This window comes from Spirosoma litoris, from assembly GCF_054776755.1.
Genome location: NZ_BAAHBI010000010.1, coordinates 108,591 through 129,352 on the forward strand (window position 1 = coordinate 108,591; position 20,762 = coordinate 129,352).

A 20,762-nucleotide genomic window follows, 5' to 3' on the forward strand; every position below is an offset into this window, starting at 1 on the left:
ACATTTCAGGTTCCAAGTTTCATGTTCGTTGTTTGGAACGTTGAACTTGAAACCTGAAACATTGAACCTAAGTACAACAACTACATGGCTATGAACGAAGTCGTTATCATTTCTGCGGTTCGAACACCTATTGGTGGTTTTGGGGGTGTTTTGTCAACCCTAACGGCTATTGATTTGGGTGCAGCTGCCATTCGAGGTGCTCTGAGTCGAGCGGGCATACAACCCGATCAGGTTCAGGAAGTATATATGGGCAATGTGGTGTCGGCAAACGTTGGGCAGGCCCCGGCCAAACAAGCGTCTCTTAAAGCCGGTTTGCCCGCTAATATTCCCTGCACAACCATCAACAAAGTTTGTGCATCGGGTACAAAATCAATTATGCTGGCAGCCCAGGCCATACAGCTCGGTCAGGCCGATGTTATTGTGGCTGGTGGCATGGAAAGCATGTCAAATGCCCCGTATTACATTCCTAAGGCGCGCTTTGGCTATAAGTACGGCAACGCTGAACTAGTCGATGGTCTTGCCCGTGATGGCCTTGTAGATGCCTACGATCAATGTGCCATGGGTGTTTTTGCCGACCAGACGGCCCAACAGTATTCTATTAGTCGGGAAGAGCAGGATGCGTATACAGTGCAGTCCTATCGTCGGGCGGAAGCCAGTACGCAAAGCGGACGATTCGCAGCCGAAATTGTTCCTATTGACGTAGTGAGCCGAAAAGGCACCGTTACGATCAGTGAAGACGAAGAATATAAGAACGTTATTTACGACAAAATTCCAACGCTGAAAGCGGCTTTTACACCCGGAGGTACAGTCACGCCTGCAAGCTCGTCGCCCATCAGTGACGGAGCCTCTGCGCTCGTAATCATGAGTCGACGAAAAGCAGATGAGTTGGGGCTCAAACCACTTGCCCGCATTTTAGCCTATGCTGATGCCGAGCAGGAGCCTCAGTGGTTTACCACATCGCCAACCAAAGCCGTACCACTTGCCATTGAACGAGCCGGACTGAAGGCCGAAGACATCGATTTCTTTGAAGTAAACGAAGCTTTTTCGGTTGTTCCGTTGGTATTTAGTAAAGTACTGAATGTCCCACAGGAAAAATTAAATGCGTTTGGAGGAGCCGTGTCGATCGGCCACCCGCTGGGTGCATCAGGGGCTCGCATTGTAACAACGCTCACAAATGTATTGCAACAAAACGGTGGCCGCTATGGCGCTGTTGGCATTTGCAATGGGGGCGGTGGTGCATCGGCCATTGTTATTGAAAAACTATAATTTGGTTTTTGGTTTACGGTAGAGTTGAGTCTATTTATTATTAATGCGCTAGCCTACCGTAAACCAAAAACTGTAAACCAAAAACTACAACCTAAGTTAAATGAACGCCATTCAAGAGACCAATTTTCAGTTTCCCGGCCAAACGGGCTTTTATCGCGGTAAAGTTCGGGACGTGTACTCGTTTCCCGATAAACTTGTTATGATTGCATCAGACCGGATTTCGGCCTTCGATGTAGTCTTGCCCCGCCCCATTCCGTTCAAAGGACAGGTACTAAATCAAACGGCGGAACATTTCTTACGCGCCACCTCCGACATTGTTCCCAACTGGCTCCTCGACGTACCCGACCCAAATGCAAGCGTTGGTCTAAAATGCGAGCCTTATGCCGTTGAAATGGTTGTTCGAGGCTATCTGGCTGGTCATGCCTGGCGAGAATACCGCGCTGGCCGCCGGATACTCTGCGGAGTTGCTTTGCCCGAGGGCTTGCGTGAGAACGACCGCCTGCCAACTCCCATTATTACACCATCGACCAAAGCCCATGAGGGTCATGATGAGGATATTAGTCGCGAAGAAATTCTGGAACGGGGGATCGTTCAGGAAAGCGATTATGTACAACTGGAGAAATACGCCCTGGCTCTTTTTGCCCGTGGTACCGAAATGGCCGCTAAGCAGGGTTTAATTTTGGTCGATACGAAATATGAATTCGGCAACCTGGATGGCAAAGTGTATCTGATTGATGAGGTGCATACCCCCGACTCATCCCGGTATTTTTACGCTGATAGCTATGCGCAAAAGCAACAAGCCGGAGAATCACAAAAACAATTGTCGAAAGAGTTCGTTAGAGAATGGCTCATTGCGAATGGTTTTCAGGGAAAAACCGGCCAGACGGTCCCAGTTATGTCGGACGAATGGGTAAATCAGATTTCTAAACGCTATATTGAATTGTTTGAGACGGTTACGGGTCAATCTTTTGAACCAGATGTGACTACAGATCCACTCGTACGCATTGAAAAAAATATTTTAGGGATACTAAACAAGTAATGTAAAATGGGTAATGACTAATTAGTTCACTCAGACATTGTACATTATTCCTTATCCATTAATAAGTCTATGAATTACACAATAGAGAAAAACGAACAGTACGCTCTCATTCGATTAGCCGAAAGTACATTTGGCGAAGAGGTCCCAGCCACGTTCGAAACTCTTAGCCGAGGTTTATTCCGCGAGGGTTACAGTAACATTATTGTGGATATGGCTCCTGTTCAATCGGTTGATCAGGCTGGTATTATGGTATTTCGGAAAATCAGTCGGCAATGCACGAATGAAGAAGGCTTGTTGGTTACCGTTACTAAAAACGATGATCTGATCGAGCTTTTAGATAAAGCAAATCTTACCGATTTAACGATTATGCCAACGGTGGAAGAAGCAGTCGATGCTGTTTTTATGAATGAACTGGAAAATGATTTTCGAAGCGAAGAAGACGATGAGTACGACGTCGGCGGGAGCGTCGAAGCCTAATATGGCCACAATGACTCATCACGAATCGGAACCTCATCGTTCAGCTCATTTACCGTTTGCCCTCACCATATTGGGGGCAGGCTCGGCCACGCCTACACTTCGGCTTCATCAAACCGCCCAATTATTAAGCATTGGTAGCGATTACGTACTGATCGATTGCGGAGAAGGCACCCAATTCCGGTTAATTGAGCAGAAAATCCGCCCAGGGCGCTTACGTTATATTTTTATTAGCCACCTGCACGGCGACCATTACTTTGGACTGGCTCCGCTTCTGTCATCGCTGAATATGGCTGGTCGGACGGAAGACCTGTACCTCTTTGGCCCACGCGGACTGGATGAAGTATTGACCACAATTTTTCGAGTGTCTGACTCGCGACTCGGTTTTAGACTTCATTTTCAGATTGTTGAACCAAATCAAGCGACCTTTATTCTCGATCATCCACTCATGACCGTACAGTCGATTCCGCTTCAACACCGCATTGACTGTACTGGTTATCTCTTCCGGGAAAAACCAACCAAGCCCCATTTACTACGGGAGAAACTCCCGGTTGATGTACCCATTGCCTATTTGAAACAGCTAAAGGATGGGCAGGATATTCTGGATGCCGACGGGCAATTACTCTATGCCGCAGCCGAGTATACGGAGCCTGGTCCAGCTCCCCGGTCTTATGCATTTTGCTCTGATACCCGCTACGTAGAGGAACTCGTTCCGCAACTACAAGGGGTTAACTTGCTTTATCATGAAGCAACGTTTTTGCAGGACAATGCAGTAAGAGCCGCCGAAGTTTATCATTCTACTGCCGAGCAGGCAGCTACTATTGCAGCCAAAGCTGGTGTAGGGCGCTTGCTGATTGGCCACTTTTCGTCGCGGTATAAACAATTCGAGCCATTTCTGGATGAAGCACGGACGGTTTTCCCCGAAACATACCTGGCCCTGGAAGGTCAAACAGTTACTATTTAAATCGTGAGGCTACTTTAGATTCTGTGGATTCTATAGGTACTATTGACGCTAAACGTTCGTGGCAAATTCAATTGAATCTATAGAACCATTAGAATCTCTCTTGCTCAATGCGACCTCTGGTTGATATTGCCAATCAAGTACATACGCTTGAAAAAAAAGGCCGAGAAAGACCAACAGTCTGGCAGCGCCTACAATCGTCCGCTCCAACGAATTCGGTAGGCGCTACTGGAGCTTGGTGTAAGCTATCATAGTCCCGACGGCGAGCGCTATTCCGAAACGCGTACGGATATAGAGGCAAGCGTGACGGGCGATTCAACGGATAATCTAACCATTACCCAGGTTATCAAACGAGAAATACCAGCTCGATGAAGCCAAGCGTAAACTGGCGCGTCAACTTTATGCCAACGGCCCGGTTAGCAATCGGGTTTTACGAACGAAAGAACGTTATTACAATCTGGTAGAATCGCTACAGTACTGGGCCTATACGTTGCCGGAACTCCCACCTAAATTACGGGATGAGATCCAACAGTTGAAGGCCGATAAACCGGAAGCGATGCGGGGAAATAATTTCTTTCGGGTAGAAGGTCATTATGCCAAATGCCGCCGAATTTATAACAACGCTGTTCTATATACGCCGACTTTACTCGTTCACTTCTTTCATCTGTACGCCAATCAGACGCCCGATGAGTTCACCGATTATAACGCACACAATCCATAAACTAGTAAGTTCTGTTTATCTTTAGCCCCGAAACTTTCTTCACTTGTTCATGCTGGCATTTCGCCTGGGATTTTTAGACATTGGCTGGCTCGACCTGCTCGATATTGGGTTGGTAGCGCTGCTGATTTATCAAATTTACAACCTCGTTCGGGGAAGCGTTGCCAGCCGGGTATTCGTGGGGTATCTGCTCGTTTATTTAGCCTATTTGCTCGTTAAAGCGCTTGGGCTTAATCTGATGACGACCATTCTGGAGTATTTTATCAGCGTGGGGGCACTGGCGCTGATCATCATCTTCCAGCACGAGATCCGCCGTTTTCTGCTGCTGATTGGCAAATCGACCAACTTAACCAACAGTCGTTTATTTAGGCGCTGGCTGCTACGGGACAATGATACGGTTGAAACACAGACGCCGTTAAAGCCCATTCTGGATACTTGTAAAGCGTTGAGTGGTGAGTTTTCGGGCGGACTGCTTGTGTTACAGAAAAACGATGATCTGGAGAAATTTGCTCAATCAGGCGAAGTGATCGACGCCGATATATCGAAGCCGCTTCTCTTAGCCATTTTCAGTCAATACAGCCCGTTGCACGATGGCGCGGTAATCATCAGCGAAGGGCGCATCCGAGCTGCCCGCTGTATTTTGCCAGTGTCGGAAGATGATGAGTTGCCCCCGTCGCTGGGCTTTCGTCACCGGGCTGCGCTGGGTATGAGCGAAGCCACGGATGCCGCCGTGATTGCGGTTTCGGAAGAAAGTGGCCGCCTATCGCTGGCCTTAAATGGCGAATTATATACAAATTTGAGTCTACCTGAGTTAGAGACCCGGCTGGAGAATTATTTGCAGGAGCCTGGTATACCGACCTAGTCGAACATGAAAAAGGGGGCGTTAATACACCCCCTTTTTTAATATTCGAGCATTCTGGGCAGATTTTTAGCCTGTTCAACAAAATCACCAATTTGCTCAACCGAAGGTGGTCGCTGTGTAAATTGCCGAACACTATTAATCTGAATCAATTTAGCGTGCAGATTTTCGGCTGATCGTTGAGCTAGTTCTTTCACGGTATCAACGCCAGCTTCTTCCATAAGGTCGCTGTAAACCCGTCCAATGCCTTTGATACGGGCTAAGTCGGCACGATTAGCCAATTCCAGAATGATGGTTCCATCAACACCACTAGCAGCAGATAGCTCTTTGCGATCTTTGGGTGTCTTAGCTGCTTCGAGTAATGAATCACCATCACTAATGCCTTGTGCCTTCAGGGCATTCAGAACGGCATCTGTAATGCCACGTAGTTCTCCTAATGTAAGGCTCATGCAAGAAAGAAAAGTAGAGGATTAGAATACAATAGCAGCCTGACCTTCAGACTACTTAATACATTTTTAACGAACAAGGTACTTCCTTCGGGTATCATTCAAAAGAAATTTCTTTTGAGCGGTAAAGCTTTCCGGATGCATCTGTTCAAACGTATGCTTCCAGTCGTTAAACCGCGCTAATTCATTCTTTTGAAACAATTCTACGTCAATTTTTTTTTGACTCAAATATTCTTCGAAGGTCATACTATCTCTGCCATTTTAACAGAACTCAATACAAATTAAGTTACCAATTTACTTAAAACAAACAATCATTTGTCCTAAAATGACAAAATGGCTGATAGGTAACTTGTTTACTAACTCTACATTGCTCTGGAACAGATCGTGATAGCTAACTCAGCCATACTTAATAACTTATCGTATGGACACTCAATTTGTGACATTTTCCGATGTAACCTCGCAGCAAGCGGGTTCATTTGAACAGGATGGTCCGTTGCTGGATGCCTATTCGGCTACCGTTGTAAACGTTGCTAAAAAAGTTAGCCAATCGGTTGTTCAGATAAAGGTTAGTGGTCGGGCAACCTCGAATCAGGGAGGTCGTACTCCAGTGCCTCCGCAACGTCGGGCACCTGGTCGGGATGATGCCGATGGTGGTTCAGGCTCTGGTTTTGTTATCTCTACCGATGGCTATATCATTACCAATAACCATGTGGTGGCCGGAGCAACCAAAATCATGGTTTCTCTGCCCGATTCCCGCGATTATGAAGCAACGCTCATCGGCCGAGATCCTGCTACCGATATCGCTGTGATTAAAATCTACGCCGATGGTCTCAAAGCCATTCGCTTTGCCGATTCGAAACAGGTTCAGGTAGGGCAGATTGCCATTGCGGTTGGCAATCCATATGGGTTTCAGTACTCACTAACGGCAGGCGTAGTCAGCGCACTCGGCCGGACACTCCGTTCAGAATCGGGTCGGTTAATTGACGATGTTATTCAGACTGATGCTGCGTTAAATCCGGGTAACTCAGGTGGTCCGCTAGTCAATTCGAATGGCGATGTCATTGGCGTAAATACCGCCGTAATCTTGCCTGCTCAAGGTATCTGTTTTGCCGTTTCGTCGAATTTGACAGCTTTAGTGGCGGGTAAACTCATTATGCATGGTCGTGTACGACGTGGGTATCTTGGTATTGGCGGTCAGCTGATTAACCTTACTGAGCGAATTAAACAGTACAACCAACTCACCGCTAAAACAGGCGTAATGGTGGCAAGTGTAGAACCCGACGGAATAGCTGGGAATGGCGAGTTGATGCAGGGCGATATTATTGTAGGGTTCAACGGTCAGCCTGTCACCAGTGTTGATGATCTACATTTACTACTCACCGACGATACCATTGGTAAGCCGATTGCCGTTACGATACTTCGTCAGAATCGCCAGAGGGGCATTACTGTAACACCGGGAGAAATGAAATAAGCCATAGTATGCAATTAATAAAATTGGGTGACTAAAGTTTTTTTGAGCGTCTAACGCTCCTGCGATCCAACTGGATTCGCTTAGACTTATTCATCTATTTTTTATTATTCATGAAAGCTTATTTTCTTTCTTTATTCATGCTGTTTGCTCTTTCTGCAACTGCCCAGGAGTACAAACCATTTAAAGTAAACGTATCACTTGGCATAGCCAAACCAATGGGTTCGGGGGCATCGGGTGGTGTTCTATTTGCAGTTGAACCGAAGTATGGGCTGAGCGACCATATTGACTTGGGCCTTCGGTTAGAATTAGCCGCTGTTGCTCGGGGTGTTGTCAGCAATGGGAATACAAGTTCTGGTGAAGTTGGCAGTTTTACATCAGCGGTGGTTACGGGTAATTATTTATTTGGCCAGGGAGGTGTCCGGCCGTTTTTGGGCTTAGGTCTTGGACTCTATAATGTAGCATCGGGTGGTACAATTACGGTCGTTAATGGCCAGGGGCCTCAATCGATAACCTTGGTTGGTGAAACCAAATTTGGCGCTATGTTCCGGGCGGGTCTTAAAGCTGGTCATTTCGTGATAGGTGCTGAATTTAACGCTGTTCCTACAACAACGAGCACGGTGTCAATAGGCTCTACCTCCGTTGAGAGCAAAAACACCTATCTGGGTATTAAACTGGGCTTCGATATTGGTGGCGGACGGAGATAAAGAGTGCAAGAGCGAATGAGTGCAAGAGTAAAAAATGGACGATAAACTTTTCGCTCATTCACTCTTCCACTCATTCGCTCTTTATTTTTTTCATTCTTTTGGCAAAATAAGCGGGTGAAACCGTAGTCCTTTCACGCGGTTAAACTCCAGCGATGGGGCCGGAATTTTGAAAAACTGTGCCGTACCAATGAATCGTTGAAGGGATGGCGAAAACGTACCGATGCGTGATAAATCAGCATCGGGCGAGATAAAGAATTGACGGTAACGGGTGAATTTTACTTCGTTCCCGTCTTTATCAAACATCACCGGATTTTCGTGCCCGCCCGTCATACCGCTTCCGCTATACCCCAAATCCAGATTAAGCCAACGGGGGAAGCTGGGCCCAACCGGCAACACCGAAGCCAGATTGACCGACAGCCAGTATTGTTGTCCATTGTAATCTTTGAGCATTTGTTGCCCTGTTGTTTTTCCCAACAAATTCGGTCGATAGGGCGGATAAATCGTTTTTCGAAAGCCATACTTTAAACTAACTACCTGTTGACCAGCCCCGTATTGCTGCCCAACAAACAGCGCCGTTCCGGCCACATTGGCAAACATATCGCCCTTCGAAAATCCCCAGCCTTCGGCATGGCCGTCGTAGACTTCGAGGGTTGTTTGAAATAACAGTGCCAGCAAACCGCCCGTCAGGATACTCGCTCGTTCATTAACACCACTCCAGCGCATCAGCTCGTAACCGCCCCGACTCATGCAATAGGCCGTTGCGGCATGGCCAACTTTATCCATCTGGAGCCATTCGCCGTTATCATTAAAGGTATGGAAGGGCACTTTTTTCTTGTACCATTGCTTCCGAAGCATTAGAAGCGTAATCGTATAAAAAGCTGCGGTTCCGACCAATACGCCAATAAATCGGCCCTGGTTAATGCCTGGTTGATCGGGAATGGCAGATGGTGTAGGAATCGGTTGCGCCTGAATAGTCTGGCAGAGCATGAGCCAGCATAAAGCAATCCATCCTACGCGCCGAATCTGTTCTTTCATCTGCCAAAAGTACCTAGAAAATAGTTCTAGGTTTAATGTTTCAGGTTTCAAGTTTCAAGTTGGCTAACACACCACTATTGTTTGCATTAGTCAACTTGAAACCTGAAACATCAAACCTGGAACGTCAAACATCAAACGTCTTCCCCGTAACTTGCACCCAAATTACTTCACCACTAGTTATGAACCTTGTTCCTTCTCCGCCACTCACCCGCGCACAGGAATCGCGCGTAGCCATTGAGCGACTGTACATCACCATGCGGCACCTGTTCAACCGGGGATTTTATAAACCATCGGGGGTATCGGGCGAAGAAATTCGTCGGGCGTTGCTTACGCTCCAGCCCGAAATTTATGGGCTCGTTGGTGATCCACAACGGGTTGAGTTAGATGGGTTGGTCTATGTTATGGATCGACTCCCCAAAGGAATTGAGGCCTGTCGGGTTATTTCGCTGGCCTCGCGCGAAGGCTTTGAGCACTCCCATTTCCCGGTATTGGTTCCGGCCAAACGTCGCCGGAACTGCTATCGGATTGATAATGAGCAGATGGTAATCGAAGTAACCAACGGCCGCAGCGAAATCTACGACATCCTGACTCACCTGACGTTTATGTTCATGGAAGCCGATAAAATTCGGCGGAATGCTTTTCAGGAGAAAGGGGGCCGAATTCGGGAATGGGAGAAACTGGAAGCAATCATTCAGTCGGGTGGAACCGTGAACGACGATGAACGAGAATTAGCGCTGACCTACCTGAGTTCGATTCTGGGTCGAACGTTTGAAGAAACCCAACAAGCTTATAGCCGATTTGAAGAAACAGCGGGAACCAACAATGGCCTGTTCCAGATCGTATATGGTTTAGGCAGCGTATCCATGCGGGAGGTTGGCGAACCGAAACTGGGACGTGAAATCAACTTTACGCCTATGCTTCGTGAGCGTGTAGGCCAACACCTTTACGGCGAACGCTGGGCTACCCGCCTGAAGCAATACATTTGGGAACATAATCTTCAGCATCGTCCGATCCACATTATCAGCGCCAATCCACACAGTGTTATGAATTGCCTGTATGCGCCTGGTGCCTTAGCCGGAACAACAACCTGGGATAACCTGTATGATCTGGCCTTGAAATTAAGCCAACCCGCCCAACGGGAACTTCGGAAGCGGGTTACCGAATATGCTACTGAACACGGTATGCATATGCTGGAAGATTTGGCCGGAACCAGTCTGATGGTGCAGCTAATTGATACCGCTCATCTGGATGCGAGCCAGTTAACATCGGAAATTGCGCATGATCCCGAACATATAAAAACGGTTCAGCCGCTTCTGTTGGTTATGGATTATGCATTTGGGGAACAAGCGTTCGAAACGATGGATGAATTACTAAAACCTTTTGAGCACAATGAGGTAACGGCCCCGCTCAACGTAGCGTCCATTTCTATTGTTGGCAAAGCAGGTATTCTGACCGGTGAGAAAGGTGATCTCATGATTCCTACTTCGCATATTTTCGAAGGCACCGCCGATAATTACCCACTAGACAACGACTTCAGAAAAGAAGATTTTGAAGGACATGGCATAGATGTCTACGAAGGAGCCATGATTACAGTACTCGGCACGTCTTTACAAAACAAAGATGTACTGAGTTATTTCAGAAACTCTTCCTGGAAAGCCATCGGTCTGGAGATGGAAGGTGCTCATTATCAGAAGGCTATTCAGGCTCAATCAAGAATTCGAGGCAGCGTTCCAACCAATATTAAAGTGCGTTATGCATACTATGCTTCAGATAACCCGCTGCTTACGGGAGCTACGCTGGCATCGGGTAGTTTAGGTACGCTGGGCGTAAAACCGACGTATCTGATTACAATGAAATGCCTGGAGAAGATATTCCAGGCCGGCTAAATCAGCTTTCGAATAGGGTTTTCAGGCAGGCGGTCCCTGAAAAGAAATTTTAACAACTTCACGATAAAACAGGATTTATTAAATATCATATCAAAAAAAAGTTCAACACATCGCCATCTTTAAGGTTAAATAACTGGTAAATATCCTATTTTGTCGAAATTTGCGGAACAAGCTGCCTGCCAATTTTGTAAGTAATAGACGAATACATACCTGCCAAATTATATCATGGCGAAACGCAAAAAATCTACCGAAAAAGGCCCCGATGTTGTGTTAATCGGAGCTGGTATTATGAGTGCTACCCTGGGCGTGTTGCTGAAGGAACTGCAACCCGACCTGACCATTGACATTTACGAGCGTTTAGATAGCGCAGCCGCCGAGAGTTCCGACGCCTGGAACAATGCAGGCACTGGCCACTCGGCCTTCTGCGAACTGAACTATACACCTGAAAAAGAAGACGGCTCCATTGATCCCGCTAAAGCAATTAAAATTGCCGAGTCGTTCGAGCAGTCGAAGCAGTTTTGGTCGTATCTGATTCAACAGGGTTTTCTGCATGACGCGCCTAATTTCATCCGGTCTATCCCGCATATGAGCTTTGTGTGGGGTAACGACAATGTAGCGTATCTCCGCAAACGGTTCGATGCGCTTCAGCAGAATTATCTCTTTCACGGAATGCAGTATTCCGAAGATCCGGCCCAACTAGCCGACTGGATGCCGATCGTTATGGAAGATCGCGACCCGGCACAGCCCGTGGCAGCAACTCGTATGGATATCGGTACCGACGTAAATTTTGGTGCATTGACCCGCGCTATGTTCCGTCGACTGTATGATATGCCAGGGGTTCATCTGTACTTTGCCCACGATGTTCGCGATCTATGGCGTTCCAAATCGCTCGGTGGATGGAAACTGAAGGTCGAGAATGTGACAACGAATCAGGAGCGTGAAATCCAGACCGACTTCCTGTTCATTGGTGCCGGTGGTGGTTCGTTACGACTACTCGAAAAGTCAGATATTCCCGAAAGTCGGGGTTTTGGTGGTTTCCCGGTGAGTGGCCAGTGGCTTAAGTGTGTCAATCGGGAAGTGGTTGAACGGCATCAGGCAAAAGTATACGGCAAAGCGTCGGTGGGTGCTCCCCCAATGTCGGTGCCGCACCTGGACACCCGTATGATTGATGGCAAGCGTGAACTGCTATTCGGACCATACGCTGGTTTTTCGACTAAATTCCTGAAAAGCGGCTCGTATTTAGACTTGCCAAAATCCATTCAGTTGAGCAATATGGCTCCGATGCTGATGGCTGGTCTGCACAATGTTCCCCTGACGCGTTACCTCATTCAGCAGGTTATGCAATCGCCGGAAGATCGACTGAACGCGTTGAAGGAATATTACCCAGATGCTAAACTAGAGGACTGGGAGTTGGAAATTGCCGGTCAGCGCGTACAGGTTATCAAGAAAGACGAACATGAAGGGGGCGTACTGGAATTTGGTACCGAAGTTGTGAGTGCTGCCGATGGCAGTATTGCGGCTCTGTTGGGTGCCTCGCCTGGTGCATCAACGGCAGTTTCGATTATGCTCGATTTACTGAAACGTTGTTTCCCCGAAAAGCTGGCAACCGAAGCGTGGCAAGCTAAATTGAAAGAAATGATCCCCAGTTACGGTCAGATTTTGGCCAATAACCCGGAACTCGGCAAGGAACTTCGTAAACAAACAAGTGAAGTGCTGGGCTTGGGCACGTACGAGTATACCAGCGAAGTATCGCAGTAAATTCATGTAAGAAACTTTGAGTTACTCCTGTTGCTTCTAGTTTGATAGCAACAGGAGTTTTTTATTCGCCAGCCAATTGCTCCATAACGTAGCGTTTATAAACCCGGCCAATACACAATTCTTTCGAACCAATCCAGAAGGCATCCGGCTCTCGTTTATCAACCTGAATCAGGTGAACAATGTACGATCGGCTAATGCGGATAAATTGTCGTTTTGGGAGTCGTTCTTCAGCTTCTTTTAACGTTAGACGGGTGATGTAGACTTTCTGTTTCGTGAAAATTTTCAGGTAGTTCTCCAAACTCTCAAGATACTGAATGTCTGCATAGGCAATATTCTGGCGATTTCCATCGATCATACAGGAAAAATAACCCGTATCTTCTATGCGTGGCATTGTTGACAGCGGTGGCTGAATAATCGTTTCCGCACGAGTAGTCAGGTAGCGATAGGTGACGAAAACCCCTAAACCCGTTACGGTATACACCCAATAATTGACCAGAAACGGCAATGATCTCGGCATGTTGAACTCGGTGTGCAGAATGAAATTCATATTGAACGACCCCAACACCATCAACAGAAATAACCAGCCAACGTACATTCCTTTTTTATCGTGCAGGAACAGTCGCTCAAACAGAATGCGGTTATGAAAAACGATCCAGCCATAGAGCAACAGCAGGTATAAATAAGGCGACACTTTTGAAAATCCCGGTCGCTTTTCAATCGCATAAAAGTCGGTGAGGTAATGGACAGCCAATAAGGCTCCTAACCCAAGCAGGTTGCGAATGAGGAAATGATCCAGAAGTCGTGGCCGTTGCATAAGGCAATTTACGACCTGGAATCAGCAACACCACTAATTCCGTGACAAACGGCTTTCGTCACAGGCAACTGCACCTGGTCACGTTTGTCTTTTGTGTGGCGTTTTCTGAGGTCAACTTTGAAAACACTCCGCCAATTCACTAATCCCGGAGTCCTGTTTTCATGCAAACGCTTCACGCGCTCAATGTTGGTGTTCACGTACTTTTCGGCACCATTGGCCTGCTCATCGGCTTAGTCGCCCTTGCTTATCAAAACCAATCCCGGCAGCACATTCGATACGGTCGTTACTTTCTCTATGTCTTCACCATCGTTGTTGGAACGGCTTTAACCGGGGTTCTCTTTTTTCGATCAAGTTCTTTTTTAGTCATTCTAACCCTGTTAGGCGGCTACGTAGGTTATTCAGGTTATCGCGCTGTCCGACTTCGCGAACGCCCATCTTCTCTTCTCGATATCGTCATTGTGTTCGGTGTTTTAGTAGCCGGTGGATTGTATTTGATTTCGATGCAATTGGCCGGTGGTAACTGGTCTCCGGCAGTTGTTTACCCAACCTTATCGGCCTTAGTACTCGTTGCAGGATACGATTTGCTAAAGTACTTCTGGCTCTACCAGCGACTCAAAACCTGGTGGTTGTACGAACATATTTACAAAATGCTATCAGCCTATAGCGCGCTTCTTTCTGCCTTTTCAGGTACGGTGTTGTCTCAGTATAAACCGTATAGCCAGATTTTACCCAGCGTTATTTGCGTGGGTGCTATTGTGTATTTCATCTGGCGGCAAGCCCGAAAACGATATGTATCGACAGGGTTTACAGGCTGAAACTGAAGTCAATAGCGAAAAGAAATCTTGTTTTATCCTGTAAATCCTGTCAGAAAATAAGCATTTCATTATCTTGTACCACTGCCTCTCAACTGTGGCACAATCGCTTAGAACTTCATACAACCTCTTCATGAAAAAAAACGTACTCCTCTTCTGTTTTCTACTTAGTCTAGGCTCGTCCACAGTCGCCCAGGACCGACTTGTGGGTAAAGCGTTCGCTACTCGTTCGGTTGTGATGGCGCAGCACGGTATGGTCTGTACCTCGCACCCATTATCGACTCAGGCAGGTCTTGATGTTCTCCGATCGGGAGGTAACGCGATTGATGCCGCGATTGCGGCCAATGCTATGGAAGGGCTGGTTGAACCACACGTGAATGGCATTGGCGGTGATCTGTTCGCCATTGTCTGGGATGCCAAAACAAAAAAACTCTACGGGCTGAATGCATCGGGTCGATCGCCCTATAGCCTGACATTGGCCGAATTTCAGAAACGGGGGCTAACCCATATTCCATCGGATGGCCCTTTACCTGTCTCAACACCCGGTTGTGTAGATGGTTGGTTTGAGTTACACAAGCGGTTTGGGAAAACGCCCATGCCTAAAATCCTCTCCCATGCTATTCGCTACGCTCGTGAAGGTTATCCTGTTCACGATGAAGCGTCTGTTTACTGGGCGTCCATGATTGCTCGTTTCGGTAAATATCCAAACGTGAAGGAAACTTATGCCCCCAATGGAGCAGCTCCTAAACGGGGAGAAATTTTTAAAAATCCGTCCCTTGCCAATACACTGGAAAAAATTGCGAAAGGTGGTCGGGATGCGTTCTACAAGGGTGAAATTGCTCAGACAATTGATGCCTTCATGAAAAAAGTTGGTGGCTTCCTGAGCGCGAAAGACTTAGCCGATCATACCTCCGAATGGGTTGAGCCGGTTTCGACCAATTACCGGGGCTATGATGTGTGGGAATTACCACCAAACAGTCAGGGTATTGCAACGTTACAGATGCTGAACCTGCTGGAACCTTATGATTTCTCGAAAGTAGGCTGGGGCAGTTCAGAACATATTCATCAGTTTGTAGAAGCTAAAAAGTTAGCCTTTGAGGACCGCGCCAAATACTACGCCGACCCTGCATTCGCCAAAATCCCGGTTAATGAGCTGATCAGCAAATCGTACGCAGCCGAACGTCGTAAACTCATCGACCCGAACCGAGCGGCCAGTCGTGTCGATGCTGGTAATCCAGCGCTGCGGCAGGGTGATACCATCTACCTAACCGTGGCAGATGAAGAAGGCAATATGGTTTCGCTCATTCAAAGTAATTACCGGGGCTTCGGATCGGGCATGGTGGCCGATGGCTTAGGTTTCATGTTCCAGGATCGGGGAGAATTGTATAGCTTGATTGAGGGGCAGAATAATACGTTTGCCCCGCATAAACGTCCGTTTCAAACCATTATTCCGGCGTTTATTACTAAAGATGGCCAGCCATTTATGAGCTTTGGTGTAATGGGTGGAAGTTTCCAACCCTTAGGGCATGTTGAGGTCATTATGAACATGATCGATTTCGGCATGAACCCACAGGAAGCGGGCGATGCTCCCCGTATCGATCACCAGGGGTCATCGGAACCAACGGGCGAAAAAATGGTCGATTCAGGCCAGATTACGCTGGAATCAGGCTACCCCTACGAAACCATCCGCGACCTGATGCGCAAGGGGCATAAAATAGGCTATGGGTTTGGTGGTTATGGCGGCTATCAGGCCATTATGTACGATGCCAAAAATAAAGTTTATCACGGCGCTACTGAGTCGAGAAAAGACGGGCAGGCGGCTGGGTTTTAATTTTCGTGTTGTTTACCCTGATCCTTCCCCTTGAAATAAGGAGAGGGGTCAGGGAAAGTGGAGAACTAGCCTCAGATTTCCTTCTGGGTCATGCCTCAATATAACTCATAAAAAGGGCTATAACAACGGAATCGACGTCTGTTCTGGTTTAATACCGGTTAGTTTTAATGATGTTTCCCAAAGGTCTTTCTGTAAGTCCTGCCGGTAAGAGTCTTCGGAGGATGCTATCTCTTTCTTTCCTTCAAAATACTTTCCCGTATACGTTTTGTAGGCAGCTCCATAAGCAAGGTTCGCCAGGTTTTTTCCCGACTATAGAAGTGATCGCGGGCTAACTTTTTCGTGCTTGCCTTGCTTTTGATCAGGTCAATTTGGCGTGGGTTGAGTTGTCCAAACTGAAGCAGATAATTGATAAGGTTTTCCATGAAGCCAAATTACGTTGTGCTCAGGTAAGCAGACTTGTCATTTGGCAAGTTAGAAAACTAATTTTTAGCAGGAGATGTTTTGTACCCAGGATCTTCGGGCCGTGTTTATTGACAGACTAGCACAGAAGACCCTGGGTATAATCAACTCAATTAAATAGCAGCATTCTCGGCTTCAAAACCTGTCGAAACCGTAACCGATTTCCAGGTTTCTAAATCAGTTTGAATGCTGTTGATCTTGGCGTAGGCCATGTCGTAAGCGTCCTGACCCAGGAATAAATGCAAAGGTGGATTTTCTGCCGATGCTACCTGAATCAAAGCCGCAACTGCTTTTTCAGGATCGCCGGGTTGGTTACCGTTGATCTCGGCCTGGTGCGCCTGCTGACTGGCCCGAACGGCTTCGTACGCATCAATTTGACGAGAAGGAACGCTTAACGAAGAAGCTGTCAGAAAATCAGTTCTAAAATAACCGGGTGAAACAATTGTCACGTTGATGCCAAATGCTTTGGTTTCGGCAGCCAGCGATTCCGAAAAACCTTCGACAGCAAACTTGGTGGCGCAGTAAATCCCAAATCCAGGGAAGTTACCCGTGAAGCCGCCAATCGACGAGATGTTAAAAATATGTCCCGACCGTTGTTCTCGAAGATGAGGCATTACGGCCCGAATCACGTTCAGCGAACCAAATACATTGACGTCGAAATTTTCGCGGGCTTCCCGGTCGGTTAGTTCTTCAAGGCTGCCCAATAATCCATAACCCGCATTGTTGACCACCACATCGATATGGCCAAAATGATTGATCGTCGATTGGATAGCCTGATCAACGCTGACTTCGGTTTTCAGATCGACGGCCAAGGGGAGAAAGTGATCGTCTTCTGTACCAACAGCCTGGCGTAAATCTTCGACGTTGCGAGAGGTGGCCGCTACGTTGACGCCCTGTTCCAATAATTGTTTTACTAATGAAAGTCCCAGGCCTTTCGATGCGCCTGTTACAAACCAAACTTTTTTGCTCTGTTGTGATTGAGTGCTCATGATTATACTTGGTTTTAGTGTAATGGATTAGAAATCAGTTGATTTTGTTAGTTCCTCCTGGCTTGCAAAGGCTTTGCCAAGCAGGTCGATTTTGGTTAGTGCCCGCTGATAGGCGTCGCTACCTAAGAGTAAGTACAGCGGAGGATTTGCTTGGTTTGCGATCTGGATCATAGCGGCTGCGGCTTTGGTCGGATCGCCTGCCTGTACACCATCCATGCTCAGGTATTTGGCATGAGAAGCCCTAACCTGCTCATAAGCTTCGATGGGGTGTTTGGTCAAAAGCAGCGATTCTGTTGATAGAAAACTCGTCCGGAAAGCACCCGGAGCTACCACCGTTACGTGGATACCGAACGATTTAACATCATCGGCCAGCACTTCGGAAAGGCCCATGACGGCATACTTTGTAGCCGCGTAAATGGCCCAGCCAGTATTGGCTGTTATTCCGGCAATGGACGAAATATTGATGATATGTCCTGACTGCTGAGCACGTAGAAAAGGCAGTACATGGCGAATCACATTCAACGTACCAAATACGTTAATATCGAAACTGTCGCGCGTTTCCTGATCGGTCAGTTCTTCAATGCTACCGCCAATGCCGTAACCTGCATTGTTTACGACGACATCGATATGCTTAAACGTGTCGTGGGTTTTCTGAAGTGCCTGAGCTACACTTTGTTCATTGGCAAGGTCGACTTGCAGCGGTAGGAATTGAGCGCTTGTTGAACCAACTGCCTGAATCAGTTGATCAATGTTGCGGGAAGTGCCAGCTACGGAATGGCCTTCGGCTAGTAGTTGGTTAACCAGACTGAGTCCTAGTCCCTTAGAAGCGCCTGTAATAAACCATACTTTTTGAGTGTCCATAATTTTGCTCGTTTAACGAGGGCAAAATTAGGACTCCGGATAGGGGAGGGACTAGCGACATCCAAACCATTACTTACCAAATTCAAACATTTCGGAAGGCGGATGGCGTTAGCTGGGTTTGTTTCTTGAAAAAGTAGTTGAAATGGGCCGGTTCGTCGAACCCCAGGCTGTAGCTGATTTCGGAAATATTCCAGTCCGTGTGTTTTAATAAGGCTTTGGCTTCGCTGGCTACTCGTTCGGCAATGAAGTCGGTGGTTGTTTTGCCCGTTGTTTCCCGGATCGACCGGTTCAGATGATTGACGTGAACGGATAGCTGCTGGGCAAAGTCGCTGGCCGAACGAAGTTTAAAACGCTGAGCAGGTGATTCAATCGGGAACTGTCGCTCAAGCAACTCGGCAAAAACGGCCGTAATTCGGGATTTTGCATCCTGATGTTGATAGAGTGTTTCGGAGGGCTGGCTTTTTAACGCATAATGAATCACCTCCATCACGTAATTGCGCAGCAAATCATACCTGTATTGATAATCAGAGCCTATTTCATCAATCATTTTCAGAAACAAGGCGCTAATGTGCTCATCCTGAGTTGGGTTGAGAACATAGGCTGGTTTACTGCCAGCCATAAACATCGGTAGCTCGCTTAGGCTTCCCCGAATCTTTTCAGTGAAAAAGGCTTCTTTGAATATGCAGAAGAAACCCGTTTTATCGTCCGACAACGATTCCCAGGTATAGGGTACGTGCGGGTTAAAAAACATGAGCGTCGTGCCGTTGATCTGGATACTTTTATCGGCGTAGTGATACACGTTTTTACCCCGGATCAGACTGACTTTATAAAAGTCCCGACGGCTGTATTGCACGCCAGGGGCACCTAATCCCAGGCAGTCCTCCAGCCGAAATACATTGAAATGACCAATATCCTGTTGAAGATTTTCAGGTAGCCAATTGAACTTCTTTTTATAAAACTCTTCGAGGGTTTCGGTCTTTTCCATGCGGTAAAGTTACAGAATTCAAATCGTTTTTGGATACCGGTATAAATGCGAATGCCTCTATGAGTATAGCAACTCATAGAGGCATTCGCTTAATTGTGTACTCAGCGGATAAGCCTCTTGGGACTAAACAGCCTTCATTTGCAAATCTTCGGTGAGCTCGGCTGTTTCTTTCAACTTCTTGTGATAGAAATAATACGAGCCAAAACCCAGCGCCACAAAAATGAAAATAGGCGCCCACTGGCCGATAGCTTTACCACTATTCGCGACGGAATACGTAGCACCCAGCAAATCAAAGATGAGTCCAGCATAAGCCCACTCTTTAAGGCGCGGAAATCCCGGAACCAGAATGGCAATTGCACCCAATAGCTTGGCCCAGCCCAGAAACGGAATGATATAGGTTGGATACCCCATCTCATGAAAACCCTGTACCGACATTGGGTTGACCATAATGTTGGGAATCCCCGAACCTGCCATAACAAATGCAAACAAACCCGTTACTATCCAATAAATGATTTTTGTCTTTTTCATAGCTTTAAAAAGTAAGTTGGTCGAATTGATTTGTGTCTTGTGTAGTTGTTATGAGATTGGCTTATGATACAAATTTAATATCCTGAAACCACTTCGATAGGGGGGATAAACGGCATTTTTAGGGTGAATCGCGACATTGTATTTTACCTGCCAAATTTCGCCCCAATGGCACATGATTTTCCCGAAAAAGTAGTGTTCGAAGCAGATGAAATCGCTGGCTAAATAGGATTTATTAGTGAGGGATGCCGGAGCGGGGAGGGCCGGGGCGGGGTAAAACATCCGTACTAGTAGCTTCAAACAAAAGAAGCCCTGATCGATGTGATCAAGGCCTCGTTTAGTGCGGTTTGTGAGCAGTTGGTAGGTTACCTTATCAAGTTGCGTTTACCCTCTCACTCGGTCAACAACATCTTCGGCCATAGCAATGGTCCGATCCCATTGCTCGCTAATGCCGTCCGTTAAATCGCGGGCTTGTCTGTCTAGAACCTTAACAATCTTTTTGCGCGTTTTTTTACCCGAATTAGGAGCTGTCAGATAGCCAATTAATAATCCAGCTGCGACACCGGTCAGGAGGCCTTGCAAGTAATTTTTCATAGCTAATGAAACTAATGGTGAATGGTTATGAACTGGTTTCTACAAACCTATACCAGCCCTGAACAACGAACTAACGATACCCTGGGTGACCTAAACCGCTATTTCGACTGATGGTCTAGGTGGTAGGTAACTTTATGAACGTTATTTAGTATCAAAAATGGGAATTTCTTAGGAAGACTAAAAGCGGATACGAGCGGTTAAACTGAAATTAACGGTTTTTAATCGACTCCTCCTGGCCTTATTCTATATCCTCGGTCTATGGCCGCCCATACCCA

The 20,762-nt window shown here is 47.0% G+C and carries 21 protein-coding genes; 12 read left to right on the top strand and 9 right to left on the bottom strand.

Features of this window, described 5'->3' with window-relative positions:
* Nucleotides 1-90: 90 nt before the first annotated feature.
* The 6 genes from ACYVGR_RS06760 to cdaA all read left to right on the top strand — a co-directional run bounded on the left by ACYVGR_RS06760 (nt 91) and on the right by cdaA (nt 5,320).
* On the top strand, nt 91-1,266 hold the full coding sequence (locus tag ACYVGR_RS06760; RefSeq protein WP_460954849.1) for an acetyl-CoA C-acyltransferase: 1,176 nt from the start codon (nt 91-93) through the stop codon (nt 1,264-1,266).
* Between the two features lie 100 nt (nt 1,267-1,366).
* Complete coding sequence (locus tag ACYVGR_RS06765; RefSeq protein WP_460954851.1) at nt 1,367-2,305, top strand: phosphoribosylaminoimidazolesuccinocarboxamide synthase; 939 nt, start codon at nt 1,367-1,369, stop codon at nt 2,303-2,305.
* Nucleotides 2,306-2,374: 69 nt separating this feature from the next.
* Entirely contained in the window at nt 2,375-2,782 is a 408-nt protein-coding gene (locus tag ACYVGR_RS06770) for an STAS domain-containing protein (RefSeq protein WP_460954853.1), read from the top strand.
* Between the two features lies 1 nt (nt 2,783).
* On the top strand, nt 2,784-3,743 hold the full coding sequence (locus tag ACYVGR_RS06775) for a ribonuclease Z (RefSeq protein WP_460956070.1): 960 nt from the start codon (nt 2,784-2,786) through the stop codon (nt 3,741-3,743).
* Between the two features lie 487 nt (nt 3,744-4,230).
* Nucleotides 4,231-4,461, top strand: coding sequence for a hypothetical protein (locus ACYVGR_RS06780; RefSeq protein WP_460954855.1), 231 nt, complete (start codon nt 4,231-4,233; stop codon nt 4,459-4,461).
* A gap of 49 nt (nt 4,462-4,510) precedes the next feature.
* The gene (cdaA, locus tag ACYVGR_RS06785; protein ID WP_182463589.1) at nt 4,511-5,320 is read left to right on the top strand and encodes a diadenylate cyclase CdaA; all 810 of its coding nucleotides are present in this window, start codon (nt 4,511-4,513) and stop codon (nt 5,318-5,320) included.
* A 38-nt stretch (nt 5,321-5,358) separates the two neighbouring features.
* On the opposite strand, the gene ACYVGR_RS06790 is transcribed toward cdaA, so the two are convergent.
* On the bottom strand, nt 5,359-5,766 hold the full coding sequence (locus ACYVGR_RS06790) for a DUF4332 domain-containing protein (protein WP_460954857.1): 408 nt from the start codon (nt 5,764-5,766) through the stop codon (nt 5,359-5,361).
* A gap of 418 nt (nt 5,767-6,184) precedes the next feature.
* Between ACYVGR_RS06790 and ACYVGR_RS06795 the strand changes: the two genes are divergently transcribed.
* Nucleotides 6,185-7,234: a S1C family serine protease gene (locus ACYVGR_RS06795; protein ID WP_460954859.1), complete on the top strand. Its 1,050-nt coding sequence runs from the start codon at nt 6,185-6,187 to the stop codon at nt 7,232-7,234.
* Between the two features lie 110 nt (nt 7,235-7,344).
* Nucleotides 7,345-7,938, top strand: coding sequence for a hypothetical protein (locus ACYVGR_RS06800; RefSeq protein WP_460954861.1), 594 nt, complete (start codon nt 7,345-7,347; stop codon nt 7,936-7,938).
* Nucleotides 7,939-8,028: 90 nt separating this feature from the next.
* Here ACYVGR_RS06800 and ACYVGR_RS06805 read toward each other — a convergent pair whose 3' ends face one another.
* Nucleotides 8,029-8,973, bottom strand: coding sequence for a DUF2279 domain-containing protein (locus ACYVGR_RS06805; RefSeq protein WP_460954863.1), 945 nt, complete (start codon nt 8,971-8,973; stop codon nt 8,029-8,031).
* Between the two features lie 179 nt (nt 8,974-9,152).
* On the opposite strand from ACYVGR_RS06805, the gene ACYVGR_RS06810 reads away from it, so the two are divergent.
* Nucleotides 9,153-10,859, top strand: coding sequence for a DUF6909 family protein (locus ACYVGR_RS06810; RefSeq protein WP_460954865.1), 1,707 nt, complete (start codon nt 9,153-9,155; stop codon nt 10,857-10,859).
* A 225-nt stretch (nt 10,860-11,084) separates the two neighbouring features.
* Nucleotides 11,085-12,617 (top strand): malate:quinone oxidoreductase, encoded by a 1,533-nt coding sequence (locus ACYVGR_RS06815; RefSeq protein ID WP_460954867.1) that lies wholly within the window; start codon nt 11,085-11,087, stop codon nt 12,615-12,617.
* A gap of 61 nt (nt 12,618-12,678) precedes the next feature.
* Here ACYVGR_RS06815 and ACYVGR_RS06820 read toward each other — a convergent pair whose 3' ends face one another.
* Nucleotides 12,679-13,431, bottom strand: coding sequence for a LytR/AlgR family response regulator transcription factor (locus tag ACYVGR_RS06820; RefSeq protein ID WP_460954869.1), 753 nt, complete (start codon nt 13,429-13,431; stop codon nt 12,679-12,681).
* A 161-nt stretch (nt 13,432-13,592) separates the two neighbouring features.
* Between ACYVGR_RS06820 and ACYVGR_RS06825 the strand changes: the two genes are divergently transcribed.
* The gene (locus ACYVGR_RS06825) at nt 13,593-14,246 is read left to right on the top strand and encodes a hypothetical protein (RefSeq protein ID WP_460954871.1); all 654 of its coding nucleotides are present in this window, start codon (nt 13,593-13,595) and stop codon (nt 14,244-14,246) included.
* Between the two features lie 130 nt (nt 14,247-14,376).
* Nucleotides 14,377-16,074, top strand: coding sequence for a gamma-glutamyltransferase (gene ggt, locus ACYVGR_RS06830; protein WP_460954873.1), 1,698 nt, complete (start codon nt 14,377-14,379; stop codon nt 16,072-16,074).
* Between the two features lie 224 nt (nt 16,075-16,298).
* On the opposite strand, the gene ACYVGR_RS06835 is transcribed toward ggt, so the two are convergent.
* From ACYVGR_RS06835 to ACYVGR_RS06860, 6 genes are all read right to left on the bottom strand, one after another.
* Nucleotides 16,299-16,496, bottom strand: a complete 198-nt coding sequence (locus tag ACYVGR_RS06835) for a hypothetical protein (RefSeq protein ID WP_460954875.1) — start codon at nt 16,494-16,496, stop codon at nt 16,299-16,301.
* A gap of 150 nt (nt 16,497-16,646) precedes the next feature.
* On the bottom strand, nt 16,647-17,522 hold the full coding sequence (locus tag ACYVGR_RS06840) for an oxidoreductase (RefSeq protein ID WP_460954877.1): 876 nt from the start codon (nt 17,520-17,522) through the stop codon (nt 16,647-16,649).
* Between the two features lie 27 nt (nt 17,523-17,549).
* Nucleotides 17,550-18,383, bottom strand: coding sequence for an SDR family NAD(P)-dependent oxidoreductase (locus ACYVGR_RS06845; RefSeq protein WP_460954879.1), 834 nt, complete (start codon nt 18,381-18,383; stop codon nt 17,550-17,552).
* Nucleotides 18,384-18,465: 82 nt separating this feature from the next.
* A complete protein-coding gene (locus ACYVGR_RS06850) occupies nt 18,466-19,368 on the bottom strand; it encodes a helix-turn-helix domain-containing protein (protein ID WP_460954881.1) in 903 nt (300 codons plus the stop codon).
* A 123-nt stretch (nt 19,369-19,491) separates the two neighbouring features.
* A complete protein-coding gene (locus ACYVGR_RS06855; RefSeq protein ID WP_460954883.1) occupies nt 19,492-19,896 on the bottom strand; it encodes a DoxX family protein in 405 nt (134 codons plus the stop codon).
* A 381-nt stretch (nt 19,897-20,277) separates the two neighbouring features.
* Nucleotides 20,278-20,487: a YtxH domain-containing protein gene (locus tag ACYVGR_RS06860; protein WP_460954885.1), complete on the bottom strand. Its 210-nt coding sequence runs from the start codon at nt 20,485-20,487 to the stop codon at nt 20,278-20,280.
* Nucleotides 20,488-20,762: the final 275 nt, after the last annotated feature.